General features: G+C 63.4%; 36 protein-coding genes. 29 read left to right on the top strand and 7 right to left on the bottom strand.

The genetic code is table 11. The features are described from left to right. Nucleotides 1–25: 25 nt before the first annotated feature. The 20 genes from rplB (at nt 26) to BLS42_RS01540 (ending at nt 11,955) form a co-directional block, all read left to right on the top strand. On the top strand, nt 26–865 hold the full coding sequence (gene rplB / locus BLS42_RS01445) for a 50S ribosomal protein L2 (protein WP_026266473.1): 840 nt from the start codon (nt 26–28) through the stop codon (nt 863–865). 12 nt (nt 866–877) lie between these two features. Then, nucleotides 878–1,159, top strand: a complete 282-nt coding sequence (rpsS, locus tag BLS42_RS01450; protein WP_018773666.1) for a 30S ribosomal protein S19 — start codon at nt 878–880, stop codon at nt 1,157–1,159. Between the two features lie 38 nt (nt 1,160–1,197). Beyond that, nucleotides 1,198–1,563, top strand: a complete 366-nt coding sequence (rplV, locus tag BLS42_RS01455; protein WP_003803798.1) for a 50S ribosomal protein L22 — start codon at nt 1,198–1,200, stop codon at nt 1,561–1,563. Beyond that, a complete protein-coding gene (gene rpsC / locus BLS42_RS01460; RefSeq protein ID WP_090575305.1) occupies nt 1,564–2,397 on the top strand; it encodes a 30S ribosomal protein S3 in 834 nt (277 codons plus the stop codon). Next, the gene (rplP, locus tag BLS42_RS01465) at nt 2,398–2,814 is read left to right on the top strand and encodes a 50S ribosomal protein L16 (RefSeq protein ID WP_018773668.1); all 417 of its coding nucleotides are present in this window, start codon (nt 2,398–2,400) and stop codon (nt 2,812–2,814) included. A gap of 2 nt (nt 2,815–2,816) precedes the next feature. Continuing rightward, complete coding sequence (rpmC, locus tag BLS42_RS20720) at nt 2,817–3,146, top strand: 50S ribosomal protein L29 (protein WP_066436863.1); 330 nt, start codon at nt 2,817–2,819, stop codon at nt 3,144–3,146. Next, the gene (gene rpsQ, locus BLS42_RS01475) at nt 3,143–3,451 is read left to right on the top strand and encodes a 30S ribosomal protein S17 (protein ID WP_018773670.1); all 309 of its coding nucleotides are present in this window, start codon (nt 3,143–3,145) and stop codon (nt 3,449–3,451) included. The genes rpmC and rpsQ overlap by 4 nt, the downstream gene beginning before the upstream one ends. A 417-nt stretch (nt 3,452–3,868) precedes the next feature. Next, complete coding sequence (rplN, locus tag BLS42_RS01480; RefSeq protein ID WP_003803789.1) at nt 3,869–4,237, top strand: 50S ribosomal protein L14; 369 nt, start codon at nt 3,869–3,871, stop codon at nt 4,235–4,237. A gap of 3 nt (nt 4,238–4,240) precedes the next feature. After that, nucleotides 4,241–4,600, top strand: coding sequence for a 50S ribosomal protein L24 (rplX, locus tag BLS42_RS01485; RefSeq protein ID WP_024366125.1), 360 nt, complete (start codon nt 4,241–4,243; stop codon nt 4,598–4,600). Beyond that, complete coding sequence (gene rplE, locus BLS42_RS01490; protein ID WP_090575308.1) at nt 4,600–5,181, top strand: 50S ribosomal protein L5; 582 nt, start codon at nt 4,600–4,602, stop codon at nt 5,179–5,181. Before rplX ends, rplE begins: the two co-directional genes overlap by 1 nt. 96 nt (nt 5,182–5,277) lie before the next feature. Then, on the top strand, nt 5,278–5,676 hold the full coding sequence (rpsH, locus tag BLS42_RS01495; RefSeq protein ID WP_056425243.1) for a 30S ribosomal protein S8: 399 nt from the start codon (nt 5,278–5,280) through the stop codon (nt 5,674–5,676). 18 nt (nt 5,677–5,694) lie between these two features. Then, nucleotides 5,695–6,231, top strand: a complete 537-nt coding sequence (gene rplF, locus BLS42_RS01500; RefSeq protein ID WP_090575311.1) for a 50S ribosomal protein L6 — start codon at nt 5,695–5,697, stop codon at nt 6,229–6,231. A gap of 2 nt (nt 6,232–6,233) precedes the next feature. Next, nucleotides 6,234–6,617, top strand: coding sequence for a 50S ribosomal protein L18 (gene rplR / locus BLS42_RS01505; RefSeq protein WP_018773674.1), 384 nt, complete (start codon nt 6,234–6,236; stop codon nt 6,615–6,617). Between the two features lie 26 nt (nt 6,618–6,643). Next, nucleotides 6,644–7,324, top strand: coding sequence for a 30S ribosomal protein S5 (gene rpsE, locus BLS42_RS01510; RefSeq protein WP_173403037.1), 681 nt, complete (start codon nt 6,644–6,646; stop codon nt 7,322–7,324). 3 nt (nt 7,325–7,327) lie between these two features. Next, on the top strand, nt 7,328–7,534 hold the full coding sequence (gene rpmD / locus BLS42_RS01515; RefSeq protein WP_018773676.1) for a 50S ribosomal protein L30: 207 nt from the start codon (nt 7,328–7,330) through the stop codon (nt 7,532–7,534). Beyond that, a complete protein-coding gene (gene rplO, locus BLS42_RS01520; RefSeq protein ID WP_018773677.1) occupies nt 7,535–8,026 on the top strand; it encodes a 50S ribosomal protein L15 in 492 nt (163 codons plus the stop codon). A gap of 188 nt (nt 8,027–8,214) precedes the next feature. Beyond that, the gene (gene secY, locus BLS42_RS01525) at nt 8,215–9,525 is read left to right on the top strand and encodes a preprotein translocase subunit SecY (RefSeq protein ID WP_090575314.1); all 1,311 of its coding nucleotides are present in this window, start codon (nt 8,215–8,217) and stop codon (nt 9,523–9,525) included. 5 nt (nt 9,526–9,530) lie between these two features. After that, on the top strand, nt 9,531–10,100 hold the full coding sequence (locus tag BLS42_RS01530; protein WP_176803122.1) for an adenylate kinase: 570 nt from the start codon (nt 9,531–9,533) through the stop codon (nt 10,098–10,100). A gap of 232 nt (nt 10,101–10,332) precedes the next feature. Further along, nucleotides 10,333–11,160, top strand: a complete 828-nt coding sequence (gene map, locus BLS42_RS01535) for a type I methionyl aminopeptidase (RefSeq protein WP_090575320.1) — start codon at nt 10,333–10,335, stop codon at nt 11,158–11,160. Between the two features lie 351 nt (nt 11,161–11,511). Continuing rightward, nucleotides 11,512–11,955 (top strand): hypothetical protein, encoded by a 444-nt coding sequence (locus BLS42_RS01540; RefSeq protein ID WP_090575323.1) that lies wholly within the window; start codon nt 11,512–11,514, stop codon nt 11,953–11,955. Nucleotides 11,956–12,137: 182 nt separating this feature from the next. Here BLS42_RS01540 and BLS42_RS01545 read toward each other — a convergent pair whose 3' ends face one another. The 3 genes from BLS42_RS01545 to BLS42_RS01555 form a co-directional block, all read right to left on the bottom strand. Then, nucleotides 12,138–13,484 carry an ABC transporter substrate-binding protein gene (locus BLS42_RS01545; RefSeq protein ID WP_090575326.1) on the bottom strand — a complete coding sequence of 449 codons (1,347 nt, stop codon included), beginning with the start codon at nt 13,482–13,484 and terminating at the stop codon, nt 12,138–12,140. A 78-nt stretch (nt 13,485–13,562) separates the two neighbouring features. Beyond that, nucleotides 13,563–14,513, bottom strand: a complete 951-nt coding sequence (locus tag BLS42_RS01550; protein ID WP_090575329.1) for a carbohydrate ABC transporter permease — start codon at nt 14,511–14,513, stop codon at nt 13,563–13,565. Beyond that, a complete protein-coding gene (locus BLS42_RS01555) occupies nt 14,510–15,460 on the bottom strand; it encodes a carbohydrate ABC transporter permease (protein ID WP_218122062.1) in 951 nt (316 codons plus the stop codon). Before BLS42_RS01555 ends, BLS42_RS01550 begins: the two co-directional genes overlap by 4 nt. A gap of 265 nt (nt 15,461–15,725) precedes the next feature. On the opposite strand from BLS42_RS01555, the gene BLS42_RS01560 reads away from it, so the two are divergent. The 8 genes from BLS42_RS01560 (at nt 15,726) to BLS42_RS01595 (ending at nt 21,046) form a co-directional block, all read left to right on the top strand. After that, nucleotides 15,726–16,751 (top strand): P1 family peptidase, encoded by a 1,026-nt coding sequence (locus BLS42_RS01560; RefSeq protein ID WP_090575332.1) that lies wholly within the window; start codon nt 15,726–15,728, stop codon nt 16,749–16,751. A gap of 188 nt (nt 16,752–16,939) precedes the next feature. Then, entirely contained in the window at nt 16,940–17,161 is a 222-nt protein-coding gene (gene infA, locus BLS42_RS01565) for a translation initiation factor IF-1 (protein WP_009358723.1), read from the top strand. Between the two features lie 61 nt (nt 17,162–17,222). Then, entirely contained in the window at nt 17,223–17,336 is a 114-nt protein-coding gene (gene rpmJ, locus BLS42_RS01570) for a 50S ribosomal protein L36 (protein ID WP_009358722.1), read from the top strand. Nucleotides 17,337–17,509: 173 nt separating this feature from the next. After that, nucleotides 17,510–17,884, top strand: a complete 375-nt coding sequence (rpsM, locus tag BLS42_RS01575) for a 30S ribosomal protein S13 (RefSeq protein ID WP_028275004.1) — start codon at nt 17,510–17,512, stop codon at nt 17,882–17,884. Between the two features lie 52 nt (nt 17,885–17,936). Further along, entirely contained in the window at nt 17,937–18,338 is a 402-nt protein-coding gene (rpsK, locus tag BLS42_RS01580; protein WP_018773682.1) for a 30S ribosomal protein S11, read from the top strand. Between the two features lie 132 nt (nt 18,339–18,470). After that, nucleotides 18,471–19,481 (top strand): DNA-directed RNA polymerase subunit alpha, encoded by a 1,011-nt coding sequence (locus BLS42_RS01585; RefSeq protein WP_018773683.1) that lies wholly within the window; start codon nt 18,471–18,473, stop codon nt 19,479–19,481. A gap of 76 nt (nt 19,482–19,557) precedes the next feature. Beyond that, the gene (gene rplQ / locus BLS42_RS01590; RefSeq protein WP_090575335.1) at nt 19,558–20,124 is read left to right on the top strand and encodes a 50S ribosomal protein L17; all 567 of its coding nucleotides are present in this window, start codon (nt 19,558–19,560) and stop codon (nt 20,122–20,124) included. Between the two features lie 31 nt (nt 20,125–20,155). Next, nucleotides 20,156–21,046 carry a tRNA pseudouridine synthase A gene (locus BLS42_RS01595; RefSeq protein ID WP_176803094.1) on the top strand — a complete coding sequence of 297 codons (891 nt, stop codon included), beginning with the start codon at nt 20,156–20,158 and terminating at the stop codon, nt 21,044–21,046. 138 nt (nt 21,047–21,184) lie between these two features. Here BLS42_RS01595 and BLS42_RS01600 read toward each other — a convergent pair whose 3' ends face one another. Beyond that, nucleotides 21,185–22,882 (bottom strand): sensor histidine kinase, encoded by a 1,698-nt coding sequence (locus tag BLS42_RS01600; protein ID WP_371129482.1) that lies wholly within the window; start codon nt 22,880–22,882, stop codon nt 21,185–21,187. 208 nt (nt 22,883–23,090) lie between these two features. Between BLS42_RS01600 and BLS42_RS01605 the strand changes: the two genes are divergently transcribed. Further along, complete coding sequence (locus BLS42_RS01605; protein WP_090575342.1) at nt 23,091–23,852, top strand: response regulator transcription factor; 762 nt, start codon at nt 23,091–23,093, stop codon at nt 23,850–23,852. Between the two features lie 62 nt (nt 23,853–23,914). On the opposite strand, the gene BLS42_RS01610 is transcribed toward BLS42_RS01605, so the two are convergent. From BLS42_RS01610 to BLS42_RS01620, 3 genes are all read right to left on the bottom strand, one after another. Beyond that, the gene (locus tag BLS42_RS01610) at nt 23,915–24,394 is read right to left on the bottom strand and encodes an Hpt domain-containing protein (RefSeq protein WP_256336170.1); all 480 of its coding nucleotides are present in this window, start codon (nt 24,392–24,394) and stop codon (nt 23,915–23,917) included. A 132-nt stretch (nt 24,395–24,526) separates the two neighbouring features. After that, nucleotides 24,527–25,411: a type II secretion system F family protein gene (locus BLS42_RS01615; protein ID WP_090575345.1), complete on the bottom strand. Its 885-nt coding sequence runs from the start codon at nt 25,409–25,411 to the stop codon at nt 24,527–24,529. A 7-nt stretch (nt 25,412–25,418) separates the two neighbouring features. After that, on the bottom strand, nt 25,419–26,354 hold the full coding sequence (locus BLS42_RS01620) for a type II secretion system F family protein (RefSeq protein WP_090575348.1): 936 nt from the start codon (nt 26,352–26,354) through the stop codon (nt 25,419–25,421). Between the last annotated feature and the right edge of the window lie 6 nt (nt 26,355–26,360).

Here is a 26,360-nt window from a genome sequence, read left to right on the forward strand (position 1 = left end):
GACCACTTTAACGAGGAAATAAATTATGGGAATCCGTAAATACAAGCCGACTACCCCGGGCCGTCGTGGCTCGAGCGTAGCGGACTTCACTGAAATCACGCGGTCGACGCCGGAAAAGTCGTTGGTACGTCCCCTCCCGAAAAAGGGTGGCCGTAACAACTCCGGTAAGATCACGACCCGTCACAAGGGTGGTGGACACAAGCGCCAGTACCGTCTGATCGACTTCCGTCGCCACGACAAGGACGGCGTCAACGCCCGCGTTGCCGAAATCGAGTACGACCCGAACCGTACGGCTCGGATCGCCCTCCTGCACTACGTTGATGGCACCAAGCGTTACATCATCGCCCCGAACAAGCTGTCCCAGGGCGACTTCGTAGAGGCCGGCGCCGACGCTGACATCAAGCCCGGCAACAACCTTCCGCTGCGCAACATCCCGGTCGGTACCGTAATCCACGCAGTCGAACTGCGTCCGGGTGGCGGCGCCAAGATGGGCCGCTCCGCCGGTGCATCGATCCAGCTCGTTGCAAAGGAAGGCCGTTTCGCCCAGCTGCGTCTGCCTTCCGGCGAAATCCGCAACGTTGACGTGCGCTGCCGCGCAACCGTCGGCGAGGTCGGCAACGCCGAGCAGTCGAACATCAACTGGGGCAAGGCCGGCCGTATGCGGTGGAAGGGCGTTCGCCCGACCGTCCGTGGTGTCGCCATGAACCCGGTTGACCACCCCCACGGTGGTGGCGAGGGTAAGACGTCCGGTGGACGTCACCCCGTCAACCCGAACGGTAAGCGCGAAGGCCGCACCCGCCGTCCCAACAAAGAGAGCGACAAGCTTATTGTTCGTCGCCGTCGTACTGGCAAGAACAAGCGATAGGAGCCTGGACACATGCCACGCAGCCTGAAAAAAGGTCCTTTCGTTGACCAGCACCTCTTTGTAAAGGTAGCCAGGGAAAACGAAAAGGGCACCAAGAACGTCATCAAGACCTGGTCCCGCCGTTCGATGATCGTCCCCGACATGCTCGGCCACACGATCGCCGTACACGACGGACGCAAGCACATCCCCGTGTTTGTCACTGAGTCGATGGTCGGGCACAAGCTCGGCGAATTCGCTCCCACGCGGACATTCCGCGGCCATGTCAAGGACGACCGTAAGGGCAAGCGCCGCTAGGCGCCTGCACTTACGTCAAAGACGAGAGAAGGAAAGCAATGGAAGCCAAGGCAATTGCGCGTCACATCCGCGTAACGCCTATGAAGGCCCGGCGCGTCGTCAACCTTGTTCGTGGTAAGCAAGCGAATGAGGCTCTGGCAATTCTGAAGTTTGCCCCCCAGGCAGCTTCGGAGCCGGTATTCAAGGTAGTTCAGTCGGCAATCTCCAACGCCCGGGTCCTCGCGGACCGCGACGGCGTGGCGTTTGACGAAGGTGACCTCATCATCAGCGAAGCGTTTGTTGATGAAGGCCCGACCATGAAGCGGTTCCAGCCGCGAGCCCAGGGTCGTGCATTTCAGATCAAGAAGCGCACGAGCCACATCACCGTGGTAGTCGCTACCCCGGAGAAAGAGGAGGCTCGCTAAGTGGGACAGAAAGTTAACCCGCACGGGTTCCGACTCGGCATCACCACCGATCACGTATCGCACTGGTTTGCTGACAGCACCAAGGCCGGCCAGCGGTACAAGGACTTCGTTCGCGAAGACATCCGTATCCGCCAGCTCATGTCCACGGGCATGGAGCGCGCCGGTATCGCCAAGGTCGAAATCGAGCGCACCCGCGACCGTGTCCGTGTGGATATCCACACGGCACGTCCGGGCATCGTCATCGGCCGCCGCGGCGCTGAAGCAGACCGCATCCGCGGCGAGCTTGAGAAGCTCACGGGCAAGCAGGTACAGCTGAACATCCTCGAGGTCAAGAACCCCGAGATGGAAGCCCAGCTTGTTGCCCAGGGCGTTGCTGAGCAGCTGACTTCCCGCGTGGCTTTCCGCCGTGCGATGAAGAAGGCCATGCAGTCCGCACAGCGTGCCGGTGCCAAGGGCATCCGGATCGCTTGCTCGGGTCGACTGGGCGGCGCAGAAATGTCCCGCTCGGAGTTCTACCGCGAAGGCCGTGTGCCCCTGCACACCCTGCGTGCGAACATCGACTACGGCTTCTACGAGGCCAAGACCACCTTCGGCCGCATCGGCGTGAAGGTCTGGATCTACAAGGGCGACGTCACTGCCAAGGAACTGGCTCAGCAGGCTGCTGCTGCTCCGTCCCGTGGCCGTGCCGGCGACCGCCCGGGCCGCCCGGGTGGCGCCGACCGTGGTGACCGCCGCCGTCGTACCGACCGCCCCGCAGCTGAGGCAGCACCCGCTGCTGCTGAAGCTCCGGCAGCTGAGGCAGCACCCGCTGCTGTAGAAGGAGGACAGGCTTAAATGCTTATCCCACGTCGAGTCAAGCACCGTAAGCAGCACCACCCGGGTCGTTCCGGCGCTGCTACGGGCGGCACCCAGGTCTCCTTCGGTGAGTGGGGCATCCAGGCACTGAGCCCGGCCTACGTCACGAACCGTCAGATCGAATCTGCCCGTATCGCGATGACCCGCCACATCAAGCGTGGCGGAAAGGTCTGGATCAACATTTACCCGGACCGTCCGCTGACGAAGAAGCCGGCCGAAACCCGCATGGGTTCCGGTAAGGGTTCTCCGGAATGGTGGGTCTCAAACGTCAAGCCGGGCCGGGTTCTCTTCGAACTCTCCGGTGTCAGTGAAGAGGTAGCTCGCGAGGCCCTGCGCCTGGCAATCCACAAGCTGCCGTTGAAGGCACGCATTGTGCGTCGCGAAGGTGGTGAGTAGAAATGGCAGTAGGATCCAAGGAACTTGCATCCGCACAGCTGGACGGTTTCGACAACGAGCGTCTCGTTGAAGAACTCCGCAAGGCCAAGGAAGAGCTGTTCAACCTGCGTTTCCAGTCCGCCACCGGTCAGCTGGAGAACCACGGTCGTCTGCGCGCGGTAAAGAAGGACATCGCCCGCATCTACACCGTTCTCCGTGAGCGCGAGCTCGGCATTCGTGCCGAGGTTGCCGCACCGGTTGTGGAAGCCAAGGAAGAGAAGAAGTCCAAGAAGGCTGCAACCAAGAAGGCTGAAAAGGCTGAAACGGTTGAGACCGAGGAGGATGCCAAGTGAGTGAAAAGGACGAGAACGTGACGGAAACTGTTTCCGACGCAGCCAAGGCTGACGAGCGCGGTTACCGTAAGACGAAGCGCGGCTATGTCGTCTCGGACAAGATGGAAAAGACCATCACTGTCCAGGTCGAAGACCGCGTGAAGCACGCCCTCTACGGCAAGGTCATCCGCCGCAACGCCAAGATCAAGGCTCACGACGAAGAGAACAGCGCCGGCATCGGCGACCTCGTGCTCCTCGCCGAGACCCGCCCGCTCTCCGCTACCAAGCGGTGGCGTCTGGTCGAGATCCTCGAGAAGGCCAAGTAACACCTGCACTTGTTGCCTGGTGATACAGCAGAAGCCCTCGTTCCCCTTTGGGAGAGCGGGGGCTTCTGCGTTGCCGGCGGTCGCTGCAGCGACGCCGTCGGGAGCGTGGGCTGGCGTGTGCTGGCACCATGGCTGTGATATGGGGATACGCCCAAAACGTGCTAAGATTTTGAGTTTGTATGGCGCCTTTAGTGCGCCGTCATCAACCTCGTAAACAATCGTGCCACGGCATAGTGCCCCCTTGCGCCCCGACTCGTCGGGAACCGCTTGGGAAGCAAATGTTTTTGGCACGGGCGTTTAGGCCTGGTTCTGGCAAAATCCAGGCAGGTCAAGAGACACCCCGATCAACCGTTCCGCAAGGCTCATTCCGTAGGAAGATTTTCGGTCTGAGAACCAGCGCGACGCAAGGAGTAAATAGTGATTCAGCAGGAGTCGCGACTCAAGGTCGCCGACAACACGGGTGCTAAGGAAATCCTTACCATTCGCGTTCTCGGTGGATCTGGCCGTCGCTACGCAGGCATTGGCGACGTAATCGTCGCTACCGTCAAGGACGCAATTCCGGGCGGCAACGTAAAGAAGGGCGACGTCGTCAAGGCTGTCATCGTCCGTACCAAGAAGGAACGCCGCCGTGCGGATGGTTCCTACATCAAGTTTGACGAGAACGCAGCCGTCATCCTGAAGAACGACGGTGACCCCCGCGGTACCCGTATCTTCGGACCGGTTGGTCGTGAACTTCGCGACAAGAAGTTCATGAAGATCGTTTCTCTGGCTCCGGAGGTGCTCTAGTCCATGGCTAAGATCAAAAAGGGTGACCTCGTTCAGGTCATCACTGGCGCCAAGGCTGAGCGCGGCGGCGACAAAGGCAAGCAGGGCAAGGTTCTGCGCGTATTCCCGGAGACCAACCGCGTGTTGGTTGAAGGCATTAACCGCGTAACCAAGCACACCAAGGTCGGTCAGTCGCAGCGCGGCACCAAGACCGGTGGCATCGAGGTCGTCGAGGCTTCGATCCACATCTCCAACGTGGCTCTGGTTGACCCGTCCACCAAGAAGCCCACCCGCGTCGGTTTCCGCACCGAGACCGTTGAGCGCGATGGCGTGAAGCGCGAAGTGCGTGTCCGCGTGGCCAAGAGCTCAGGGAAGGACATCTAATGACTGAGACTCTCGAGACTCCGGAAAGCAAGATCGTTCCTCGTCTGAAGACCAAGTACGCCGATTCCATCAAGAACACGCTGACTGAGGAATTCAAGTACCAGAACGTCAACCAGGTTCCCCGCCTGGTCAAGGTCGTTGTGAACATGGGTGTTGGAGATGCCGCCAAGGACTCCAAGCTGATCGACGGCGCTGTCCGCGATCTGACCCTGATCACCGGCCAGAAGCCGCAGGTAACCAAGGCCCGCAAGTCGATCGCACAGTTCAAGCTGCGCGAAGGCATGCCGATCGGTGCACACGCAACTCTGCGTGGGGACCGCATGTGGGAATTCCTGGACCGTCTGGTCACGCTGGCTCTGCCGCGTATCCGTGACTTCCGTGGCCTCAGCGGCAAGCAGTTCGATGGCAACGGCAACTACACCTTCGGTCTGACCGAGCAGGTTATGTTCCACGAGATCGACCAGGATTCCATCGACCGCGTTCGCGGCATGGACATCACCGTCGTGACCACTGCCAAGACCGACGACGAAGGCCGCGCGCTGCTCAAGGCGCTTGGCTTCCCGTTCAAGACCGAAGATTAATCTAGCTACGTAAAAGGTCCGTCCGCGCTCCTTTCCGAATTCTGTTCGGGACAACCAGCACGGCGGAAACCGTTATGAGGAAGGGCAAGAGCCCACATGACAATGACAGATCCCGTCGCAGACATGCTTACGCGTCTGCGCAACGCTAACTCGGCATACCACGATTCCGTGTCCATGCCGTACAGCAAGCTCAAGGCACGCGTTGCCGACATCCTGAAGGCTGAAGGCTACATCGCCTCCTGGAAAGAAGAAGACGCTGAGGTTGGCAAGAAGCTGACCCTCGAGCTCAAGTTCGGTCCGAACCGCGAGCGTTCAATCGCTGGCGTTCGTCGTATTTCCAAGCCGGGACTGCGCGTTTACGCAAAGTCCACCAACCTGCCGCACGTGCTCGGTGGCCTGGGTGTCGCAATCCTGTCCACCTCTTCCGGCCTCTTGACTGACAAGCAGGCCGGCAAGAAGGGCGTGGGCGGCGAAGTCCTCGCTTACGTCTGGTAACGGGAAAGGAAGAGAATAATGTCACGTATTGGACGTCTCCCCATCACCGTTCCTGCCGGCGTTGAGGTCAAGGTTGACGGCTCTGTCGTCAGCGTCAAGGGTTCCAAAGGCGAGCTGAGCCACACTGTGGCCAGCCCGATCGAGGTTTCCCTGGAAGAAGGCACCCTGACTGTCGCCCGCCCGAACGACGAGCGCGCCTCACGTTCGCTGCACGGCCTGACCCGCACCCTGATCGCCAACATGATCCAGGGTGTCACCGCAGGCTACGAGAAGAAGCTTGAGATTGTCGGTACTGGTTACCGCGTCCAGGCCAAGGGTTCTGACCTGGAGTTCGCTCTGGGTTACAGCCACCCGGTTAACGTCTCGGCACCGAACGGCATCACCTTTGCAGTTGAGACCCCGACCAAGCTCTCTGTTTCAGGTATCTCCAAGCAGCAGGTCGGCGAGGTTGCTGCCAACATTCGCAAGCTGCGGAAGCCGGACCCCTACAAGGGCAAGGGCATCCGTTACGCAGGCGAAGTCATCCGCCGCAAGGTCGGAAAGGCTGGTAAGTAACCATGGCGATCGCAATTAACAAGAAGCGTACGAACAAGAGCAAGTCTGCCCAGCGCAGCCGCCGCCAGCTTCGTATCCGCAAGCGCATCTCCGGTACGGCTGTACGCCCGCGTCTGGTCGTCAACCGTTCCGCACGTCACGTATTCGTCCAGGTTGTCGATGACACCAAGGGCCTGACCGTGGCTAGCGCCTCCACACTGGAAGCCGACCTTCGTGCATTCGACGGTGACAAGACCGCCAAGGCCAAGCGCGTTGGCGAACTGGTCGCCGAGCGTGCCAAGGCTGCCGGTATCGAAGCAGTTGTCTTCGACCGCGGTGGTAACAAGTACCACGGCCGGATCGCCGCCGTCGCTGACGGCGCACGTGAAGGTGGGCTGGCACTGTGACCGAAAATAACGAAAAGGACATTCAGGTGACTGAAGCTGTAGCTGCTCCGGCAACTGAGACCGCTGCGCCTGCTACCACTGACGACCGCCGTGGTGGCGCCCGTCGTGGCGAGCGTGGCGACCGCGGCCAGGGCCGTGGCGACCGTGGCGGCCGTGGTGGCCGTGACGGCGGCCGCGAGGCCGAGAAGAGCCAGTTCGTAGAGCGCGTTGTAACCATCAACCGTGTTTCCAAGGTCGTCAAGGGTGGTCGTCGCTTCAGCTTCACCGCCCTCGTCGTCGTCGGTGACGGCAACGGCATGGTCGGCGTCGGCTACGGCAAGGCCAAGGAAGTTCCCGCCGCCATCGCGAAGGGCGTTGAAGAGGCCAAGAAGTCCTTCTTCCGCGTTCCCCGCATCGGCAGCACCATCCCGCACCGCGTTCAGGGTGAGGCCGCCGCTGGCGTCGTCATGCTGCGTCCGGCTTCCGCCGGTACCGGTGTTATCGCCGGTGGCCCGGTCCGTGCAGTACTGGAGTGCGTGGGCATCCACGACATCCTCTCCAAGTCGCTCGGTTCCTCCAACGCCATCAACATCGTTCACGCGACCGTTGATGCCCTGAAGCGCCTCGAAGAGCCGGCAGCAGTGGCAGCACGCCGCGGCCTCCCGCTCGATGAGATCGCTCCGCCGGCAATGGTGAAGGCTCTCCTGAACCAGAAGGCAGGTGTCTGAGTCATGGCTAAGAACGTGCTTGTCTCCGACGCAAAGTTGGAGATCACTCAGATCAAGTCCGCCATTGGCGGCAAGCAGAACCAGCGCGACACCCTGCGGTCCCTCGGCCTGAAGCGGATCGGACACACCGTTGTCCGCACCGCCGACGCCGTGACCGTCGGGATGCTCAACACGGTTCCGCACCTGGTAAAGGTAGAGGAGGCGAAGTAAATGGCAGAGAAGAACACCGCCGAAAAGGCACAGGGCGCCGCTGAGAAGCAGAACGCACTGAAGGTTCACCACCTGCGTCCCGCCCCGGGTGCCAAGACCGCCAAGACCCGTGTTGGTCGTGGTGAAGGTTCCAAGGGTAAGACCGCTGGTCGCGGTACCAAGGGTACGAAGGCCCGCTACCAGATCAAGGCTGGCTTTGCCGGCGGCCAGCTGCCGCTGCACATGCGCCTGCCGAAGCTGCGCGGCTTCAAGAATCCGTTCCGGGTTGAGTACCAGGTTGTAAACCTGGACAAGCTCAACGAGCTGTTCCCGGAAGGTGGCGCAGTCACCGTGGAGAACCTGGTCGAAAAGGGTGCCGTTCGCAAGAACCAGCCCGTCAAGGTGCTGGGCACCGGCGACATCACCGTCAAGGTTGACGTCACCGTCCACGCATTCTCGGCCAGCGCTGCTGACAAGATTGCCGCAGCAGGCGGAAGCACCACCGCCCTCTAACGAGGCGGCGGGGCAGTTGCCCGTTGTTGAAAACTCCCGGTACCAGGGGCTCCGGCCCCCGGTGCCGGGAGTTTTTTTCACTTTTCGGGCCCTGCCGATTGTTCGCCGGACGCATCCACCCGTTAGACTCGGTTGTTGGGTTTATTTGACCTATCTCACACGACTTTACTTATTACTCAGGAGGACGCTTGCTTAGCGCATTTGGCCGGGCCTTTCGCACGCCTGATCTGCGACGCAAGTTGTTGTTCACGCTGGGAATCATCACAATCTTCCGCTTGGGTGCCTTCATCCCCTCGCCTGGTGTGAGCTACCAGAATGTCCAGCAATGCTTGCAGAATGGTCAGACCTCGGGCGGGATCTACCAGCTCGTCAACCTGTTCAGCGGCGGTGCATTGCTGCAGGTGTCCATCTTTGCCCTGGGCATCATGCCCTATATCACCGCCAGCATCATCGTCCAGCTGCTCCGGGTGGTCATTCCCCGGTTCCAGCAGCTGTATGAGGAGGGCGCATCCGGGCAGTCGAAGCTGACCCAGTACACCCGGTACCTCACGATCGCGCTCGGCCTGCTCAACGCCACGACACTGGTGTCGCTGGCACGGTCCGGCCAGCTGCTGCCTAACTGCCAGCTGCCCATCATCCCGGACAGCTCCATCGTCACCACCGTCCTGATCGTCATCACGCTCACGGCCGGCACCGGCCTGATCATGTGGATGGGCGAGCTCGTGACCGAGAAGGGCGTCGGCAACGGCATGTCCCTGCTCATCTTCACGTCCATCGCGGCAGGCTTCCCGGGCTCGCTCGGTGCGATCTGGAAGGCCCAGGGCCCCGGCACCTTCTTCCTGGTCCTGGTTATCGGCCTGCTCACCGTGGCCCTCGTGGTCTTCGTGGAGCAGTCCCAGCGCCGGATCCCGGTGCAGTACGCCAAGCGCATGATCGGCCGCCGCACCGTCGGCGGAACCAGCACGTACATCCCCATCAAGGTGAACATGGCCGGCGTCGTGCCCGTCATCTTTGCATCGTCCATGCTGTACCTGCCGGGGCTGATCTCACAGTTCAACCAGCCCAAGCCCGGCGAGCCGATGCAGCCTTGGGTTGAGTGGATCAACAACAACCTCACCAAGGGCGACCACCCGATCTATATGGCACTGTATTTCGCCATGATTGTGTTTTTCACCTACTTCTATGTTGCGATTACTTTCAACCCTGAAGAGGTCTCGGACAACATGAAGAAGTACGGTGGCTTCATTCCGGGCATCCGCGCCGGCAAGCCGACCGCGGACTATCTTCAGTACGTCCTATCCCGGATCACCCTGGCCGGAGCCTTTTACCTCGGCTTCGTGGCACTGATCCCGCTGGTTGCACTTGTCCTGATCAACGCGAACCAGAACTTCCCGTTCGGCGGCACCTCGATCCTGATCATGGTGGGCGTCGGTCTGGAGACCGTGAAGCAGATCGATGCGCAACTACAGCAACGTCACTACGAAGGGCTTTTGCGATGACGAGAATGTTGATTATCGGACCTCCCGGCTCCGGCAAGGGAACGCAGGCAGAACGCATTTCGGAACGCCTCGGCGTCGTTGCGATCTCCACCGGAGACATCTTCCGCGCCAACGTCAAGGGTGAGACTCCGCTCGGCGTCGAAGCCAAGAAGTACATGGACGCCGGCGACTTCGTCCCGGACAGCGTCACCAACAAGATGGTGCGCGACCGCCTCAGCGAGGACGACGTCGAGGCAGGCTTCCTGCTGGACGGCTACCCCCGCACCACCGCACAGGTGGATTACCTCGATGACATCCTCGCCGGCGCCGACCAGAAGCTCGACGTCGTCCTCCAGCTCACCGCGCACGACGAGGAACTGGTCACCCGCCTCCTGGGCCGTGCCAAGGAAACCGGCCGCAGCGACGACAACGAAGGCGTTATCCGTCACCGGCTGGACCTGTACCACGAGCAGACCGAACCCGTCGTGGCCAAGTATGCCGAGCGCGGCATCCTGACTCAGGTGGACGGCATCGGCGGCATCGACGAAGTCACCGAGCGCGTCATGGAAGCGATCAAGTCGGCCCAGACCGCCTGATCCACGCTTGCACATTGCGGCTAACGCAGGACACAGACGCAGTACTTAAGGGCGCGTTCCGTACCATCGTGTACGGGACGCGCCCTTCGCTGTTGGGCGGCCAGCGGGCAGTCCGTTCCTGGCCGCTGTGCCGGTGCGGGAGAATAGAGTTTGAAGACTTGGGTTGATGACCCAAGGTGGAGGCCCGGGTTGAAGCGCAACCGGGACCGCGAGAGAAAACACTGAGGTACTCATGGCATTCGGCCAGGCACGCATTGAATACAAGACCAACGCCCAGATGCGCACGATGCACGAGGCCGGGCTTGTCCTGAGCCGGGCACTGGACGCAGCGGTGGCCGCCGCGGCCCCGGGCGTCACCACGGCCCGGCTGGACGAGGTTTTCGCTGCCGTGCTCCAGGACGCCGGCGCCAAGTCCAACTTCCTCGGCTACCACGGGTTCCCGGCCACGATCTGCACGTCGGTGAATGAAGAAGTGGTCCACGGCATCCCCGGCAGCCGGGTGCTGCAGGACGGGGACATCATTTCGATCGACGGCGGCGCGATCGTGGACGGCTGGCACTCGGATTCGGCGCGGACCGTGATTGTCGGCGCCGCCGATCCCGAGGACGTGCGCCTGTCCGAGGTCACCGAGGAAGCCATGTGGCGTGGTATCGCAGCCCTGGCCACCGGAAAATTCGTGGGTGACATCGGCAATGCGGTGGACGACTACGTCTCCTCCGTGCCCGGCAAGCCGCTGGGCATCCTGGAGGACTATGTGGGCCACGGCATCGGCTCCGAGATGCACATGGCTCCGGACGTGCTGAACTACCGCACCAGCCACCGCGGGCCGAAAATCCGCCCGGGGCTGTGCCTTGCAATCGAGCCCATGCTGGTCCGCGGCAGCATCGACACCGCCGTCCTCGACGACGACTGGACCGTTGTCACAACCGACGGCAAGCGCTCCTGCCAGTGGGAGCACTCCGTCGCCGTGCACGAGAAGGGGATCTGGGTCCTCTCGGCGCCGGACGGGGGAGCGGCGAAACTGGCGCCCCTCGGCGTCGTGCCCGTCCCGATCCCCTAGCCCCGGCACCCGGCACCCGGCGACGGCCGCGCGGCGACGCGCATGCGACGCCCTTTGGCTCCGGCGACGCGAAGAATCCCTGGCGACGCCGGAGTACGGCAGCGTCAGGGATTTAGGGCGTCGGACGGAAAGTGGAGCCGCGAAACCGTGCCCGTCCGCCGGGTCCGTCCCGATTCCATGACACCGTCGGGCTATTGGTTGTCTCTGCAACGGCAACAAGTCGAACTAGGGTACGCGGGAGTCCACGCTGGAGCCGGGCCGGCGACTATTGTTTGATTTCACTGGGCTGAAATCATGGCTCGCACAATGCGAGAGTGACGCCGCCTCTGGTCTACCGGGGGAGAAATCGACATGTTCAAAGTTGAAGCAGTTCCGGACAGCTACGATCAACGGGTCGTGGATGTTGACACCGGCGTGTACCTTGAATGGCTGGTGACCGGGAGCCCGTACACCACGGAGGTTTTCAACCTCGTCCATCCCGGCGGAATGATTCCCTTTACAACTTCCCGTGAGTATGGCGTCGACCCTGACACGGGGCTGCCGTTCCTATTATTCAGATTCATCACGTTTGGCAGCGCAGTGAGGGCACAACTGCGGACCAAGCACTTGGTCAACTGCACCTTCACGGACGACTTGGCGAAGCAGTTCTGGATGACGGTCGCTGCAGAAGCCCTGGTTGTGTTCGGCTCGGCGTACAACGGATTCAAAGTCCCGAACCGGCGCTACACACGAGTGGAACTCAACGACCAGAGTTACTTTCTTGAAGACTTTGGGTACAAAACACTTCCCGGTTAGATCCGCTCCCACGTCCGGTGCGCGACCGTGATGGCACCAACCGCCCGTCCCCATCCCCAAGCCGTACGCCCCTAGCGACGCTCAAGATTCCTGGCGACGCTCGAGATTTCTGGTGACACCCAAAATCCCTGGCGACGCCGGAATACCGGCAGCGCCAGGGATTTTGCGTGTCACCAGCGAAGCTAGCTCTTGAGCTTGGGCTTCACGTCCTTGGTGTAGATCCCCTCGAGGGTCGTCTTGAGCCCGGCCATGGTGGCCTTGACGTCGCCCTGCTGGGTGAGGATTGCCGCGGCGGCCTTGGCCATCTCCTGGTCCGCGCCGGGCAGGAACACGCGCGCGTTGTCCTGGACGCGGGTCACGGCGAGCTGGTCCATGGCGGTCTTGATCTGTGGGGTCTTGGCCAGCACGGCGCCCATGTCAGCGGACGTGCGGGTGGGCATGTAGCCGGTGGCCGCGGAGAATGCCGCTGTGTTTTCCGGTTCCGTCATGAACTTCAGGAACGTGGCGGCCGCGAGCTGGACTTCCTTGCTGACACCGCTGGGGATGCCGAGCCCGGCTCCACCCGTGGGGCAGACGCCGCTCTCCGCCTTCGGGCCGCCCGGGAGGTATCCGACGCCCACGTTGAACTTGGCGGATTTCAGGACACCCAGCAGTGATCCGGTTGAGGAGATGGTGGTCGACGTGATGCCTGCGGCGAAGTCGTCCGCGGCTTCCTTGGAGGACACGCCGGCCCACTTGTCCTTGTAGATCGAGTCCTGGGCCCACTGCAGGGCCGCGACGGACTCGGCGGAATCGCAGTTCATGGTCCACTCGTTCGACCAGCTGCCGCCCCAGCCCCACAGGATGTTCTGCAGGGTCCAGCCCGCGTAGCCGGCCAGCGCTGGGTAGATGTAGGCGTACTGGGTCCCGGAGCTGGCCTTGAGCTTCGGAGCCCACTCACCGAATTCCTGCCAAGTCTTCGGGGCGCGGTCCGGCAGACCCGCCGCCTTGAAGTGGTCCTTGTTGTAGTAGAACAGTGGCGTGGAGCGGCCATAGGGGAGGGCCCACTGTTTGTCGGCGTACTTGTAGTCCGCGACGAGCGACTTCTGGAAATCGTCCACCTTGATGTCGAGCTGCTTGATCAGGCTGTCGAGGGAAATGATGTTGCCGTTGGTGAAGTATCGGAACCACCAGACATCGGAGAGGACCACGAGGCCGGGTAAGGCAGACTTTGCCGCCTGGGAGGTCTGGAACTTCTGCGCGATTTCCTCGTAGTTGGCCCCGGCGGTGATCAGGTTGACCTTGATCTCCGGGTACTTGGCATGGAACTTCTCGATGATGGCCTTCTCCACATCCTGGGACTTGCCCGGGTGGTTGGTCCAAAAATCGATCGAGGCTGCGGGCTTGACCCCGCTGAAATCGATGTCGGCAGCACCGGCCCCGGCGGTGGTCCCTGTGGTGGATGGGCCTCCGCAAGCGCTCAGTGCGGCGGCGCCGGCGCCGGCCCCCGCCAGTCCCAGGAAGTGCCTGCGGTCAAGATTCAATGCCATGGTGGATCCTCTCGATGATGCTGACTCGTTGATGATTTGGTGGTGACTGTGTTCGAACGGAAGCTTTGGCAGGCGGAGTCATCCGGTGACGCTGCCCTGGGTAAGGCCGGCCACGATGTAGCGCTGCAGGGCTGCGAAGACCAGCAGAATGGGCACGATCACCAGGACGGCACCGGCCATCAGGATGCCCCAGCCGGCGCCGTTGCTCTCGGAGTTCTGCAGCAGCGTCAGGCCAACTGGCAGCGTCATGGTTTCAGGGCGGTCCGTGATGATGAGCGGCCAGATGTAGTCATTCCATTCGCTCACCACGACAACGAGTGCGACCGTGGCGATCGAGGGGCCGGAGACCGGCACCACGATCCGCCATAGGCGGCGCCAGTGGCCGGCGCCGTCGATCTCAGCCGATTCCAGGATGGAGGCGGGAAGCGTCATGAAGTGCTGGCGCAGCAGGAACGTTCCGAACGCCGTACCAAGGCCAGGGAGGATGATGCCCCACAGGGTGTTCTTGCCGCCCATGCCTGCGATCAGGATGTAATTGGGCAGGATGGACACCTGCGGCGGGACCATCAGGGCCACAAGGATCAGCACGAAGATGGCGTTCTTGAATGGGAAACGGACAAACACGAGCGCGTAGGCCGTCAGGATGGCCAGGAGGACTTTGATGGTGGCGCCCACGCCGGTGACGATCAGGCTGTTCGCGAAGAACTGGGCGAACGGCACGGTGGTCATGGCCGTGTTGTAGTTTTCGAAGTTCAGGCTCTCCGGCAGGATCCTCAAATCCATGGTGATGATTTCGCCGGGTTGCTTGAAGGAACTCAGCACCATCCACAGCAGCGGCAGGAACACCACCAGAGTTGCGAGGACGAGCGGAAGGTAGCCGCCAGCGATCGTCTGGGTCAGGTTGGCCCGGGAGAACGGCTTGTGGCGCTGCTGCGGAACCTCGGGACCTGCGTCGGCAGCGGAATCGGCAGCCGAAGCAGGGCCGGCATTGGCGGCAGGGTCAGGGCTGACAGGCGAGAGCGTGCTCACGAGTAGTGCACCTTCCGTTCGACGAACCGCAGCTGCAGCAGGGTGATGATGAGCAGGATGGCGAACAGAATCACCGAGATCGCGGCCGAATAGCCCGCGCGGTTGAACGCCCCGAAGGCCTGGAGATAGGCCTCATAAATCAATGTGCTGGTCCCGTTGCCCAGCGGGGTCATGATCCGGATCAGGTCAAAGGCCTGCAGCGAGCTGAGCATGGTGGTGATGAGCAGGAAAAACGTGGTGGGGGAGAGCAGCGGCAGGGACATGCTCAGAAAGCGCCGGAAGCCGTTGGCGCCATCCAGCGACGCTGCTTCCATGACATCCTGCGGCAGCGACTGAAGGCCGGCAAGGTAGACCACCGCGCAGTAGCCGAGGTTCTTCCAGACGTAGACGATGATGACCATGACCAGAGACAGCTGGGGATCGTTGATCCACTGCGGGCTCTGCTGGCCGATGCCGCGCAGCAGCCAGGCGAGCACTCCATAGCCGGGGTCGAAAATGAACAGCCAGACCAGGCCGACGCCGACGCCGCTGAGCACATATGGGGCAAAGACGGCTGAGCGGGCGAAAGTTGTGCCGCGGATCCTGGAGTTGAGGGCGAGGGCCACCAGCAAGCCCAGGATCATCGAACCGCCGACGGTGACGAGTGTGAAAACGGCGGTGGTGCCCAGAACCTCGGCGGCGTCCGGACTCGTGAAGAAGGTGACGTAGTTCTCGAAGCCGACCACCGTGGCCGAAGCTGAGCCCAGCGTCCAGTCCAGGGTGGAGTAGTAAATGTTGTTGAAGAGCGGGAGGTAGGTGAACACCGCAATCAGGAGAAGGTTGGGGAGGGCCAGGGCCAGGAAGACAAAGAAGTCCCTGCGGGTTCGGGCGGACCAGCGGGCACGTGGCGTCGGAGCGGATTTGGCCTCGACGACGGCGCGGGGCCGGTCGGTCAATTGTCGCGTCATTCAGGTCTCTAACGGTTCCATGCCTGCCGGTGGCAGACGGGTGGGCGGGGATACCTTGCTATCACTTCACCACACGGCTGGTGGGCAGATCCCCGCGCAAGACCCCAGTAGAGCTTTGTTGTCCAAGGCTTCGTTGCCCGTTAACGCTGTGTTGCATGCAGTATTACATAACGCTTGTTTGGGCTACAGACATCTGGGGCGCGATTCGTAAAATCGATGGAGGCGGATGCAGGCAGTGGCCCGCGCCGGGGCGCACAATAGAGCCATGGGAGCAACGGGAGCGATCACCGATGTCGCCGGGATCCGGATAGGCCATGTGCAGAAGTCCGGCGACGGCTGGCTGAGCGGTGTGACGGTGGTTCTCCCGCCGCCGGGCACGGTGGGCTCGGTCGACGTCCGGGGCGGGGGTCCCGCGACGCATGAGACGGACTCGCTGGATCCCACCACGCTGTCCCAGGCCGTGGACGCCGTGGTCCTGACCGGGGGAAGCGCCTTTGGCCTCGCAGCCGCGGGCGGGGCCATGCGCTGGTGCGAGGAGAACGGCCGCGGCTTCCAGGTCCCCGGCGGGCTTGTTCCGATCGTGCCGGCGGCCGCTATCTTCGATCTGGGCCGCGGCGGCGATTTCTCCGCCCGTCCCGACGAGGCGATGGGCTACGCGGCCACGGCGGCCGCCGCCCAGCAGAGAGAAGGGCACGACGTCGAACGCGGCAACGTCGGCGCAGGCACGGGAGCGGCAATCGGCCGGGGGCAATACAAGGGGGGAGTGGGCACAGCCTCCGTCACCCTAGACAATGGGGTCGTTGTAGCGGCGCTAGCGGTGGTTAATGCGCTGGGACTGCCATTCGGCACACCGGCACAGCAGACGGAACCCGGCAGCGTGCGTCTAAGCGAGGAACGAGCGAGCACGCAGAGGGTTTCGGCTGTTGGGTCGGAAACCGGGAACGGTGGCACAGATCCGGGGGCACCGCCTCCGCTCAACACCACCCTTGTCGTCGTCGCCACCGATGCCGTCCTGGACAAGGCGGACTGCAAGCGGACGGCCTCGGCGGCCCATGCCGGACTGGCCCGGGCGCTGGCGCCGAGCCACACCCTCGCCGACGGCGACACCGTGTTCGCCCTGGCGACGGGCGCCGTCGCGCTTGACCGCAGCACCCCGACGGCCCGGCAGATAAGCCTCATTACACTGCAGAGCGCGGCCGCCGACGTCGTACGGCTTGCCATCCTCGATGGGATCTCCCGGGCGGAGGCCGTGACGACGGCGGCCGGGACGTTAGGTGCGTACGGACGCTGAGTGCGCTAGGATGGCTGGATTTAACTCCGGATTTAACAATCGGACCGCAATGGCGTAGTGTTGTCTGTTGGTTGTCTGCCCCGTTGTGCCCTTTTGTGGTCGGGTGGCACCAACCAACCAATCAAAAACGTCCGCGGTCATGACCGGTGCAAACCGGGAGGCTGCGGCAACAACAGTTAGCGGAGGGTATGGCCAAGAAGGACGGGGTCATTGAGATCGAGGGCGTTGTGACCGAGGCGCTGCCCAACGCGATGTTTCGCGTTGAGCTCACCAACAAGCACATCGTTCTGGCACACATCTCTGGAAAGATGCGCCAGCACTACATCAGGATCCTCCCTGAGGACCGCGTAGTGGTGGAGCTGAGCCCTTACGACCTGACACGTGGTCGTATCGTCTACCGCTACAAGTAAACACTGGGCGGCCAGAGCAACAGCCGAGGGCCGGTCCAGCTGACACACGCAAAGGAACGCCATGAAGGTCAAGCCGAGCGTCAAGCAGATCTGCGAAAAGTGCAAAGTGATCCGCCGTAATGGCCGGGTCATGGTGATCTGCGAGAACCCGCGCCACAAGCAGCGCCAGGGCTAATTTCCTTCACGGGAAACCCTGGGTTGCTAACCCACGCAAGTAAATAAAGGCAGCACAAGCTGAACTGGGACGTATGAGCCCGGACAGCTAACCCCCGGTCGGAGGCTGGGGCCGCAGTGAAAATGCGGGTGTACTGCCTACGACCTCCGGTTTATACAAGGAGTACTGCCAATATGGCTCGTCTCGCTGGCGTAGACATTCCCCGCGAAAAGCGGTTGGAAATTGCGCTTACTTACATCTACGGCGTGGGCAAGACCCGTGCACACGAAACCCTGGCTGCTACCGGCATCAGCGCTGACGTTCGGGTCAAGGACCTGACGGACGCACAGCTGGTTGAGCTGCGTGACTACATTGAAGGCAACTACAAGGTTGAGGGTGACCTTCGCCGCGAAGTGGCCGCTGATATCCGCCGCAAGGTTGAAATCGGCAGCTACGAAGGTATTCGCCACCGCAAGGGCCTGCCAGTGCGCGGTCAGCGTACGAAGACGAACGCACGTACCCGCAAGGGTCCGAAGCGCACCGTCGCAGGCAAGAAGAAGGCCCGTTAATCCCTGAGGGATTAACGAGGCTTTCCCCCAATAACTTTCTGTAGGAGAAAAAATGCCCCCGAAGACTCGTGGCGCGGTTCGCAAGCCGCGTAAGAAGGACAAGAAGAATATCGCGCTGGGCCAGGCGCACATCAAGAGCACCTTTAACAACACCATCGTGTCCATCACGGACCCGAACGGTGCTGTCATCTCCTGGGCTTCGTCCGGTGAGGTTGGCTTCAAGGGCTCGCGTAAGTCCACCCCGTTCGCTGCCCAGATGGCCGCCGAAGCCGCCGCAAAGCGTGCACAGGAGCACGGCATGCGCAAGGTTGACGTGTTCGTCAAGGGACCGGGTTCCGGACGCGAAACCGCCATCCGTTCGCTGCAGGCCGCTGGCCTCGAAGTTGGCTCCATCCAGGACGTCACCCCCAGCGCCCACAACGGCTGCCGTCCGCCGAAGCGCCGCCGCGTCTAAGGCTTTCCAGCGCCAGGAGCTTGCCCGGACCCTCACCGGTCCGGGCAGGCCCGGCCGCGTTAAGTCTTCAGACCGATCTTTCCACCACCTGTGTTGCGTCATATAGCGGATGCTCGCCGAAAGGAAACCTAAGTGCTCATTGCACAGCGCCCCACCCTCTCCGAAGAGGTCGTCTCCGAAAACCGCTCCAGGTTCATCATCGAACCGCTGGAGCCGGGCTTTGGTTACACCCTCGGAAACTCCCTCCGCCGTACCCTGCTCTCCTCCATCCCCGGTGCCTCTGTAACGAGCATCCGGATCGATGGCGTGCTGCACGAGTTCACCACGGTTCCGGGTGTCAAGGAAGATGTCACTGAGATCATCCTGAACATCAAGAACCTGTCGGTTTCCTCCGAGCACGATGAGCCGGTTGTTGCTTACCTGCGCAAGCAGGGCCCGGGAGTCGTCACCGCCGCGGACATCGCTCCGCCGGCCGGCGTCGAATTCCACAACCCGGATCTGCACATTGCCACGCTGAACTCGAAGGGCAAGTTCGAACTCGAACTGACCATCGAGCGCGGTCGCGGCTACGTTTCGGCAGCTCAGAACAAGTCCGGCGACTCCGAGATCGGCCGCATCCCGGTCGACTCGATCTACTCGCCGGTCCTGAAGGTTACTTTCCGCGTGGAAGCTACCCGTGTTGAGCAGCGCACTGACTTCGACAAGCTCATTGTCGACGTCGAGACCAAGCAGGCAATCGCCCCGCGCGACGCCGTTGCTTCGGCAGGTACCACCCTGGTGGAACTGTTCGGTCTGGCCCGCGAGCTGAACACCGCAGCTGAAGGTATCGAGATCGGCCCGTCGCCGACGGACGCTGCCCTGGCAGCCGACATGGCTCTGCCGATCGAGGATCTGGACCTGACGGTCCGTTCCTACAACTGCCTCAAGCGTGAGGGCATCCACACCGTGGGTGAACTCGTTGCCCGCTCCGAGGCTGACCTCATGGACATCCGCAACTTCGGTGCGAAGTCCATCGATGAGGTCAAGGCCAAGCTGGTCGAACTGGGCCTGTCCCTCAAGGACTCCCCTCCCGGTTTCGATCTCGCAGCACGTGCCGCAGCCATCGAAGAGGACGACGCCGCGTTCAGCGACGACGAGCTCTAACCAACAGATCTTGGCCGGCTGGCTGGATGCACCCTGGTGTGCGCAGCCCAACGGCTTCCAATGAGGAGAAACTATTATGCCTACCCCCGCTAAGGGTCCGCGCCTCGGAGGCGGAGCGGCTCACGAGCGTCTTATGCTCGCGAACCTGTCCGCCGCACTTTTCGAGCACAAGCGGATCACCACCACGGTGACCAAGGCCAAGCGCCTGAAGCCGTACGCCGAGCGCCTGGTGACTTTCGCCAAGCGTGGCGACCTTTCTTCCCGCCGTCGTGTACTCGGCCTGATCAGCAACAAGGGCATCGTCCACGAGCTGTTCACCGACATTGCACAGGCAGTGGAGAACCGCGATGGCGGCTACACCCGCATCACCAAGATCGGCAACCGCAAGGGCGACAACGCTCCCATGGCTGTCATCGAACTGGTTCTCGAGCCGGTTTCCGCGAAGCAGGCCGTTGTAGCCGAGGCTACCTCTGCCGCCAAGCGCGATGCGGACAAGAAGGACGCCGAGAAGGCCGAAGCAGCTCCGGTTGCCGAGACCGAAGAGGCTCCCGAGGCTGAGGTCGCCGAGACCGAAGCCGCAGCTACCGAAGAGGCTCCGGCCGCTGAGGAAGCAGCCGCTGAGTCCGAGAAGGACGCGAAGTAATTCGCTAAATCTTTCTTATAGACTTAAGTCTATGAACGAGCTCAAACCCGCTGCCCCCGTCTTGGGGGGCGGCGGGTTTTTGCGTATCCGGCTTGATGTGGCGTACGACGGCGGCCCGTTCAACGGGTGGGCTGTGCAGCCGGGCCTGCGCACCGTGCAGGGCGTCCTGGAGGAAGCCCTCGCGCTGCTGATCCGCCGCCCCATCCGCGTCACGGTCGCCGGCCGCACCGACGCCGGCGTGCACGCCCGCGGCCAAGTGGTCCACCTCGACCTCACCGAGGCGGAGTGGCTGGGCCTGAACCGGGGCGCTGAACTGGATCCCGCCGTTGCCCTGCTCCGCCGCATCCGCGGCGCCTTAAGCCGGGGCCTGGGCGAGCTCAGCGGCGCGATCGCGGTGCACAGGGTGAGCCTAGCGCCCGAGGGCTTCGATGCCCGGTTCTCCGCCCTCTGGCGCCGCTATTCCTACCGGATCGCCGACGGCCCCGCGCTGTGGGACCCGCTGGCGCGCGCCTCCACCCTGTGGCACAAGGACCCGATTGACGTCGGACTCCTCAACGAGGGCGCCGCACCGCTGCTCGGACTGCAGGATTTCCGCTCGTACTGCAAGCCCCGCGAAGGCGCCACGACCATCCGTGAACTGCAGCGCTTCGAATTCAGCCGCGGCACCGACGGCGTCATTGTCGCCACTGTGCAGGCCGACGCGTTCTGCCACAACATGGTCCGCTCCCTGGTGGGCTCGGCGCTGTACGTGGGGGAGGGCGTAGAGGCCCCGGGCTGGCTCTACGAGAGGCTCCTCGCCCGGCAGCGGGACGCCAAGTCCGTGCTGGCTGCCCCGCATCCGCTGGTGCTTGAGGAAGTGGCCTACCCAACAGATAGCGGCATGCTGGCCCGGGCCGAACTGACCCGCGCACTGCGGGCATAAAAATCGCCGCGGATTTCCCCCACCTTTGCCGGCACGTAACCGCTAGACGCCGGCGGTTCGGCGCAACACGTCGGCCGGGGCCCCCGAAGATGGGGAAATCCCGACGCAACCATTGATACGTGGCACGAGGACGTGGCACTAGAAGGCGGCCGGGGGCCCATCGGCGGGAAGTTCGAGTGTGAAGGTGCTTCCGTGGCCCGGACGGGTGCGGCAGGAGATGGATCCGCCGTGCCGTTCCACGATGGCCTTCGTGATGGACAGCCCCAGGCCGGCGCCCGGAATGGAACCGTCCCGGACGGCCGGGCTGCGGAAGAAGCGGGTGAAGACCCGCCCGGCGTCGGCGGCCGTCATGCCCATGCCGGTGTCCTCGACGTGGAGGCGTACCAGGCCGTCGCCGGTGCTGGCGGAGACCCGCACGGAGCCGCCGTCGGGTGAGTACTTGATCGCGTTGGAAACGAGGTTGTCCAGGGCCTGGCTGATCCGGAGCGGATCCACGTGGGCCCAGAGTGGGCCCCGAACGTCCATGGCGAGGCAGACGCGGGACGCCTGGGCATGTGCCTGCGCCGAGCCCAGGCTCGCCTCCACGAGCCCCGCGAGGTCAGTGCGGCGGGGATGGACATGGACCGCGGCACTGGCGGACATGAGAAGGTCCGAGACCAGGGCCAGGAGCCGCTCCGCGTTGCGCTGGGCAACTTCGACACGGCGTACCACCGGACTGTCCAGGCCCTCCGTGTCGGCCAGCACCAGGTCCAGGTTGCCGATGATGGACGTCAGCGGCGTGCGGAATTCGTGGGAGACGGTGGAAACCACCTCGTCCTTGGCTGCCAGGGCGTCCACCAGGCCGGTGACCTCGTTGAAAATCACTACGGCTCCGCGGAAGTCACCGGCGTCGTCCTTCAGTGGCCGGGCTCCCGTCGAGACGACCCGGCCGGCCGCCGCCTCACCGAAGCAGACAAGGTAGTCGGCAAAGGACTCGCCGGCCAGCGCCCGCCGGATGGGACGGCGCTCCAGGGGCAGCGGGGTGCTTCTGTCTTGCCCGGTCAGCAGGAGCTGGCCTTCTTCCTCGAGCAACTCCGCCGCCGGCAACTGCCCCGCCGGGCGGGGCGCGGTGGCCGCGGATTCCTCCAGCTGGGTCTGCCAGCTGTTGGTCAGCAGACGCCGGCCAGCGGCGTCGACTGCCACGATCCCGACGTCGACAGTGTCAAGAATGGTGTTCAGGAGCTGTTCGCGTTCCCTGCTGTCCGCGAGCAGGACCTCCAGCTCGGCTTCCTTGGATTTGATCCGCCTCTGTTCGTGCCGCAGGCGCGTCCGGGTGAAATGCATGGCCAGGGAGACCGCGAGCATCATCAGCGGCACCAGCACGGCTTCGGCCGTGCTGGCTGCAAGCGGTGCCGCGCGGTCCGCAAGGAGCCAGGGCAGGGAGGCCAGCAGTGGCACCGAGAAGCTGAGCGAAAGGCTCGCGGGGGCTGACAGGCTGGACGCCGAAATCCACACCACCGGCAGGACCGAGAGCACACCGGGATCCGGCAGGCCGGCCGAGGTGCCGTCCCGGAGCAGTCCGATCGCGATCAGGTCCAGGACGGGGATAAGGAGCGGCGCCAACGGTCCAAAGCGGTGCCAGGGGACCAGGACGCAGGCCGCAAGGAGCGCGGCCTGCAGGACGAGTGCGAACCGGCACAAGGTGCTCTCCGGAAGACCGGGCCACGCGGCCGGGGCAGCGAGCACCACTACGGCCATCATCACGGCCAGCGGCAACTGGCACACGAGGACCCGCGCGCGCGGCCCCAGAGCCTCGCCGTGTCGATCCGCACCGCGGATCAGCCGCTGTCTAAGCAAAGACGCCGTGCCCCCTTCCCGTTGCTCCAGTTTTACACCTTGTGTCATGCAAATTTGACACAAATCGAAGATTTGCCATTTCTATTACCGAACAGCCGGGAATTTGCCCCGTAGGGTGGGTATTCTGACAATACCGGCGGGGGCCGGCGAGATCATTGTTGCCGCCGCATCCGCGAACGGCAGCGCAGCGTGACACATGAGGGGGGCCATGACCGACCTGGGAGTCGCAGTCGTAGTAGAAGACGACGAAGATGTCCGGAACCTTGTCGAAGCCGTATTGAGCCAGGCAGGTTTCGAAGTTCATTCGGCGGCTGGCGGGCGTGAAGGGGTCGACGTCGTCAGGGCGCGGGAGGCGAGCGTGGTCACCCTGGATGTCGGACTTCCCGATATCGACGGTTTCGAGGTGCTGCGCCGCATCCGGCAATTCAGCGACGCCTACGTGGTCATGCTGACGGCGCGTACCGACGAACTTGATACGCTGACGGCGTTTCATACCGGAGCTGATGATTTCCTGGCCAAGCCTTTCCGGCCCCGCGAGTTGCGCGCCCGCGTAGGCGCCATGATGCGCCGGCCCCGGCAGGACATCCAGACCACGCAGGTATCCGGTCATGAGGCTGCCGCCGCGCTGGCAACGTCCCAGAGCCCGGTGCTGCACCACAACGGCCTGGACCTGAACCCCGAGACCCGGTCCGTGAGTGTCGACGGGGTGGCGATCAGCCTGACCCGCAGCGAATTCGACTTGCTGCAGGCCCTCCTCAAAGGCGCCGGCGCCGTGCGGTCCAAGACCGAACTGGTGCGGGTGGTCCGTGGTGATTACTACCGGGCGGACGCCTATATCAGCGAATCCGACGAACGCGCCGTCGAGGTGCATATCGGAAACCTCAGGAGGAAACTCGGCGAGGACCCGGTGCATCCGCGCTGGCTGCAGACCGTCCGTGGCGTGGGCTACCGGCTTTCGCCGGCGCGGTAGCCCCCTGCAGGGCCGGTGTCCGGCGCCCGGCTCAATTGGAAGTCCCAACGGGTCCGGCGAGCCTAGCTTTCCCGCAGGACATAGCTGAACTGGAGCTCGTCAACGGTTTCCCCGCCGCGCTCGGCAACGTCACGCAGGAGCGCCAGGGCGTGGCCCATGTCGCCGGCCCTGAGGGCACGCTCCAGTTCGCCGGCGAGCTGGGCTAGGCGCAGGCCGCCGACCATGGCCGAGGACGTCTTCAGGCTCAGCACCGCGTCCATCGAGCCCGCGAGATCACCGCGTTCGAGGGCTGAAGCTAGCGATCGGTAGCGCTGGTCCCACATCCGGGTGTAATCCCTCGCAAATCCCTTTGCCACGGCCGGACTGTCGAGCTGGGCACCCAGGTCCTGAAGTGCGGCAGGGTCCACCAGCGGGGGCACCGCCGCAAAGTCCACCGGCGCACTGGACGCCGTGAGGGCAGGCACCGGCAATTCGAGCGAGTCTGTGGGAGCGAGGGCAATGCTCGCGTCTCCGTCGTCGGGGCAAGCGCTTGGAAGGGACATGTGATCACGCTACTTGCTGATACGGGCGATGCCTTGCAGCCCGGTCTATCTTGCGGAAACCCTGAGGCTTTCCGCAGGGGAACCAAACACGCGTGCTATTGCCAGCCATGGCCTCGGCTGTGACGGCGGCTGTCACTGGCCGCTGAACGTGTCAATGGCGTTGATGACGGCCGGGCCAAGGATGGCGATGAACAGCACAGGGAAGATGAAGAACAGCAGCGGGAACAGGATGGTGACGGGCAGTTTCATGGCCTTTTCCTCGGCCCGCTGGCGGCGCTTGACCCGCATGACCTTGGCTTGGATCCGGAGCACCCGGCTGATGGCGATGCCGTAGGTGTCCGCCTGCACGACGGCCTGGACAAAGCTGCGCAGTTCCGGGATGTTGGTCCGTTGCGAGAGCGCCTGGTAAGACTCGCGGCGGCTCCGGCCCACCTGCATGTCCTGCAGCGTCCGGACGAGCTCCTCTGCAAGGGGGCCCTTGCCGTTCTCGCCGGCCCGGGCCATGGCGCCTTCGAAGCCCAGGCCCGCCTCCACGGAGATGAGCATCTGGTCCAGCGTGTTGGCCAGTTCCAGCTGCATGGCCTTCTGGCGTTCCTGCCCTTTGCTGTACAGCAGCAGGTCGGGGATGAAGTAGCCCAGCAGGAACACAAAAATTCCCACCAGCTTGAGGATCGGCGTCGGACCGTTGACGCTGATCCAGAAGCCGAGGAGGGCACCGAGCAGGCCAAGCAGGGGCTTGGCCGCCAGCACGCGTCCCAGCGGCAGCGAAGCGGGGCGCCCGGCGAGGGACAGGAGCCTGTCCAGTTTGCGCACGTAGGCTGCTGGCGTCAGCCGGCGGCCGGCCCGTTCCAGCAGGCCACTGCGTTCGCGCTGGGTGAGTTCGGCCTGATCCCTTCCCAGCGCGAGTATTGCCCGCGTGGCGCGCTGCGACTTCCGGTCTACGGACAGCAGGGACCAGACGAGATAGCCGAGCGGCAACGCCACGAGCCACATGGCCAGGAGTAAAGCAGGTGCCATGGCCGCCTCAGAACTTCAGGTCGATGATCTTGCGCATCCACAGACCGCCAATGGTCATGAGGATGACGGAAGCGATGATCATGCCCCAGCCCAGCGGGTGCGTGAACATGACGTTCATGTAGCCGGGATTGACCAGCATCAGCATCAACACAATTCCGATCGGCATGGCCATGAGGATGTAGGCAGAGAATTTGCCTTCGGCGGCGAGGGATTTGATGTGCCCCTTGATCTCGCTGCGCTCGCGGATGGTCTCGTTGACCTGGTCCAGGACTTCGGCCAGGTTTCCGCCCACCTCGCGGTTGATCTGGATGGCCTGGGCGATCCAGACGAAGTCCTCGTTCCGCATCCGGTCCGCGGTGTCGCTGAGGGAGGCCAGGAGGTCCCGGCCCAGGCTGGTTTCGGTGACCACGCGGCGCATCTCCTCCGACGTCGGGCTCTGCGACTCGGCCGCGGCGGCGTCAATGGCACGCAGGATGCTGTGTCCGGCCCGGAGACCGCCGGAGAGCAGCTGAAGGGTGTCGCCGAGCTGCTGGTCGAACTTGTTGCGGCGCTTGCCGGTCAGGAAACCGATCACGAGGTGCCCGACGACCGGGGCCAGGAGTACCAGCAGGACCGCCAGCAACGGCCCCGCGACGACGAACCCGGCCAGGCCGCCCGCAACAGCCCCGGCCAGCACCAGGACGTAGAAGTCTGCCTGGCCCAGGCGCAGGCCGGCCTGTTCCAGGGCCTCGCGGTTGAAGAGACGGACTTTGCGGCCTGAGAAGAAGCCGTCGACCAGGTGGACGGCCGAGCCGGCGAACCGCGTCAGCTGCGAGTCGGGCTGGCCCTTGACGGGCCTGCGCCGGTCCAGCGGGACACTCGCCCCGCCCGGGGCGAGCAGAACGATCCCCAGGACCAGCACCGCGCTGAAGAGCAGTCCGACGCCGATGGTCAACAGAGTCACGGACGG

The sequence above is a fragment of the Arthrobacter sp. ov407 genome (assembly GCF_900102895.1).
In the GTDB taxonomy this organism is placed as follows: Bacteria; Actinomycetota; Actinomycetes; order Actinomycetales; family Micrococcaceae; genus Arthrobacter.

Excerpts from the sequence above, each read along its gene's own strand:
- rplB (WP_026266473.1), top strand. The coding sequence starts at position 26 with ATGGGAATCCGTAAATACAAGCCGACTACCCCGGGCCGTCGTGGCTCG.
- rpsS (WP_018773666.1), top strand. The coding sequence starts at position 878 with ATGCCACGCAGCCTGAAAAAAGGTCCTTTCGTTGACCAGCACCTCTTT.
- rplV (WP_003803798.1), top strand. The coding sequence starts at position 1,198 with ATGGAAGCCAAGGCAATTGCGCGTCACATCCGCGTAACGCCTATGAAG.
- rplP (WP_018773668.1), top strand. The coding sequence starts at position 2,398 with ATGCTTATCCCACGTCGAGTCAAGCACCGTAAGCAGCACCACCCGGGT.
- rpmC (WP_066436863.1), top strand. The coding sequence starts at position 2,817 with ATGGCAGTAGGATCCAAGGAACTTGCATCCGCACAGCTGGACGGTTTC.
- rplX (WP_024366125.1), top strand. The coding sequence starts at position 4,241 with ATGGCTAAGATCAAAAAGGGTGACCTCGTTCAGGTCATCACTGGCGCC.
- rplE (WP_090575308.1), top strand. The coding sequence starts at position 4,600 with ATGACTGAGACTCTCGAGACTCCGGAAAGCAAGATCGTTCCTCGTCTG.
- rpsH (WP_056425243.1), top strand. The coding sequence starts at position 5,278 with ATGACAATGACAGATCCCGTCGCAGACATGCTTACGCGTCTGCGCAAC.
- rplF (WP_090575311.1), top strand. The coding sequence starts at position 5,695 with ATGTCACGTATTGGACGTCTCCCCATCACCGTTCCTGCCGGCGTTGAG.
- rplR (WP_018773674.1), top strand. The coding sequence starts at position 6,234 with ATGGCGATCGCAATTAACAAGAAGCGTACGAACAAGAGCAAGTCTGCC.
- rpmD (WP_018773676.1), top strand. The coding sequence starts at position 7,328 with ATGGCTAAGAACGTGCTTGTCTCCGACGCAAAGTTGGAGATCACTCAG.
- rplO (WP_018773677.1), top strand. The coding sequence starts at position 7,535 with ATGGCAGAGAAGAACACCGCCGAAAAGGCACAGGGCGCCGCTGAGAAG.
- BLS42_RS01530 (WP_176803122.1), top strand. The coding sequence starts at position 9,531 with ATGTTGATTATCGGACCTCCCGGCTCCGGCAAGGGAACGCAGGCAGAA.
- map (WP_090575320.1), top strand. The coding sequence starts at position 10,333 with ATGGCATTCGGCCAGGCACGCATTGAATACAAGACCAACGCCCAGATG.
- BLS42_RS01540 (WP_090575323.1), top strand. The coding sequence starts at position 11,512 with ATGTTCAAAGTTGAAGCAGTTCCGGACAGCTACGATCAACGGGTCGTG.
- BLS42_RS01545 (WP_090575326.1), bottom strand. The coding sequence starts at position 13,484 with ATGGCATTGAATCTTGACCGCAGGCACTTCCTGGGACTGGCGGGGGCC.
- BLS42_RS01555 (WP_218122062.1), bottom strand. The coding sequence starts at position 15,460 with ATGACGCGACAATTGACCGACCGGCCCCGCGCCGTCGTCGAGGCCAAA.
- BLS42_RS01560 (WP_090575332.1), top strand. The coding sequence starts at position 15,726 with ATGGGAGCAACGGGAGCGATCACCGATGTCGCCGGGATCCGGATAGGC.
- infA (WP_009358723.1), top strand. The coding sequence starts at position 16,940 with ATGGCCAAGAAGGACGGGGTCATTGAGATCGAGGGCGTTGTGACCGAG.
- rpmJ (WP_009358722.1), top strand. The coding sequence starts at position 17,223 with ATGAAGGTCAAGCCGAGCGTCAAGCAGATCTGCGAAAAGTGCAAAGTG.
- rpsM (WP_028275004.1), top strand. The coding sequence starts at position 17,510 with ATGGCTCGTCTCGCTGGCGTAGACATTCCCCGCGAAAAGCGGTTGGAA.
- rpsK (WP_018773682.1), top strand. The coding sequence starts at position 17,937 with ATGCCCCCGAAGACTCGTGGCGCGGTTCGCAAGCCGCGTAAGAAGGAC.
- rplQ (WP_090575335.1), top strand. The coding sequence starts at position 19,558 with ATGCCTACCCCCGCTAAGGGTCCGCGCCTCGGAGGCGGAGCGGCTCAC.
- BLS42_RS01595 (WP_176803094.1), top strand. The coding sequence starts at position 20,156 with ATGAACGAGCTCAAACCCGCTGCCCCCGTCTTGGGGGGCGGCGGGTTT.
- BLS42_RS01605 (WP_090575342.1), top strand. The coding sequence starts at position 23,091 with ATGACCGACCTGGGAGTCGCAGTCGTAGTAGAAGACGACGAAGATGTC.
- BLS42_RS01610 (WP_256336170.1), bottom strand. The coding sequence starts at position 24,394 with ATGTCCCTTCCAAGCGCTTGCCCCGACGACGGAGACGCGAGCATTGCC.
- BLS42_RS01615 (WP_090575345.1), bottom strand. The coding sequence starts at position 25,411 with ATGGCACCTGCTTTACTCCTGGCCATGTGGCTCGTGGCGTTGCCGCTC.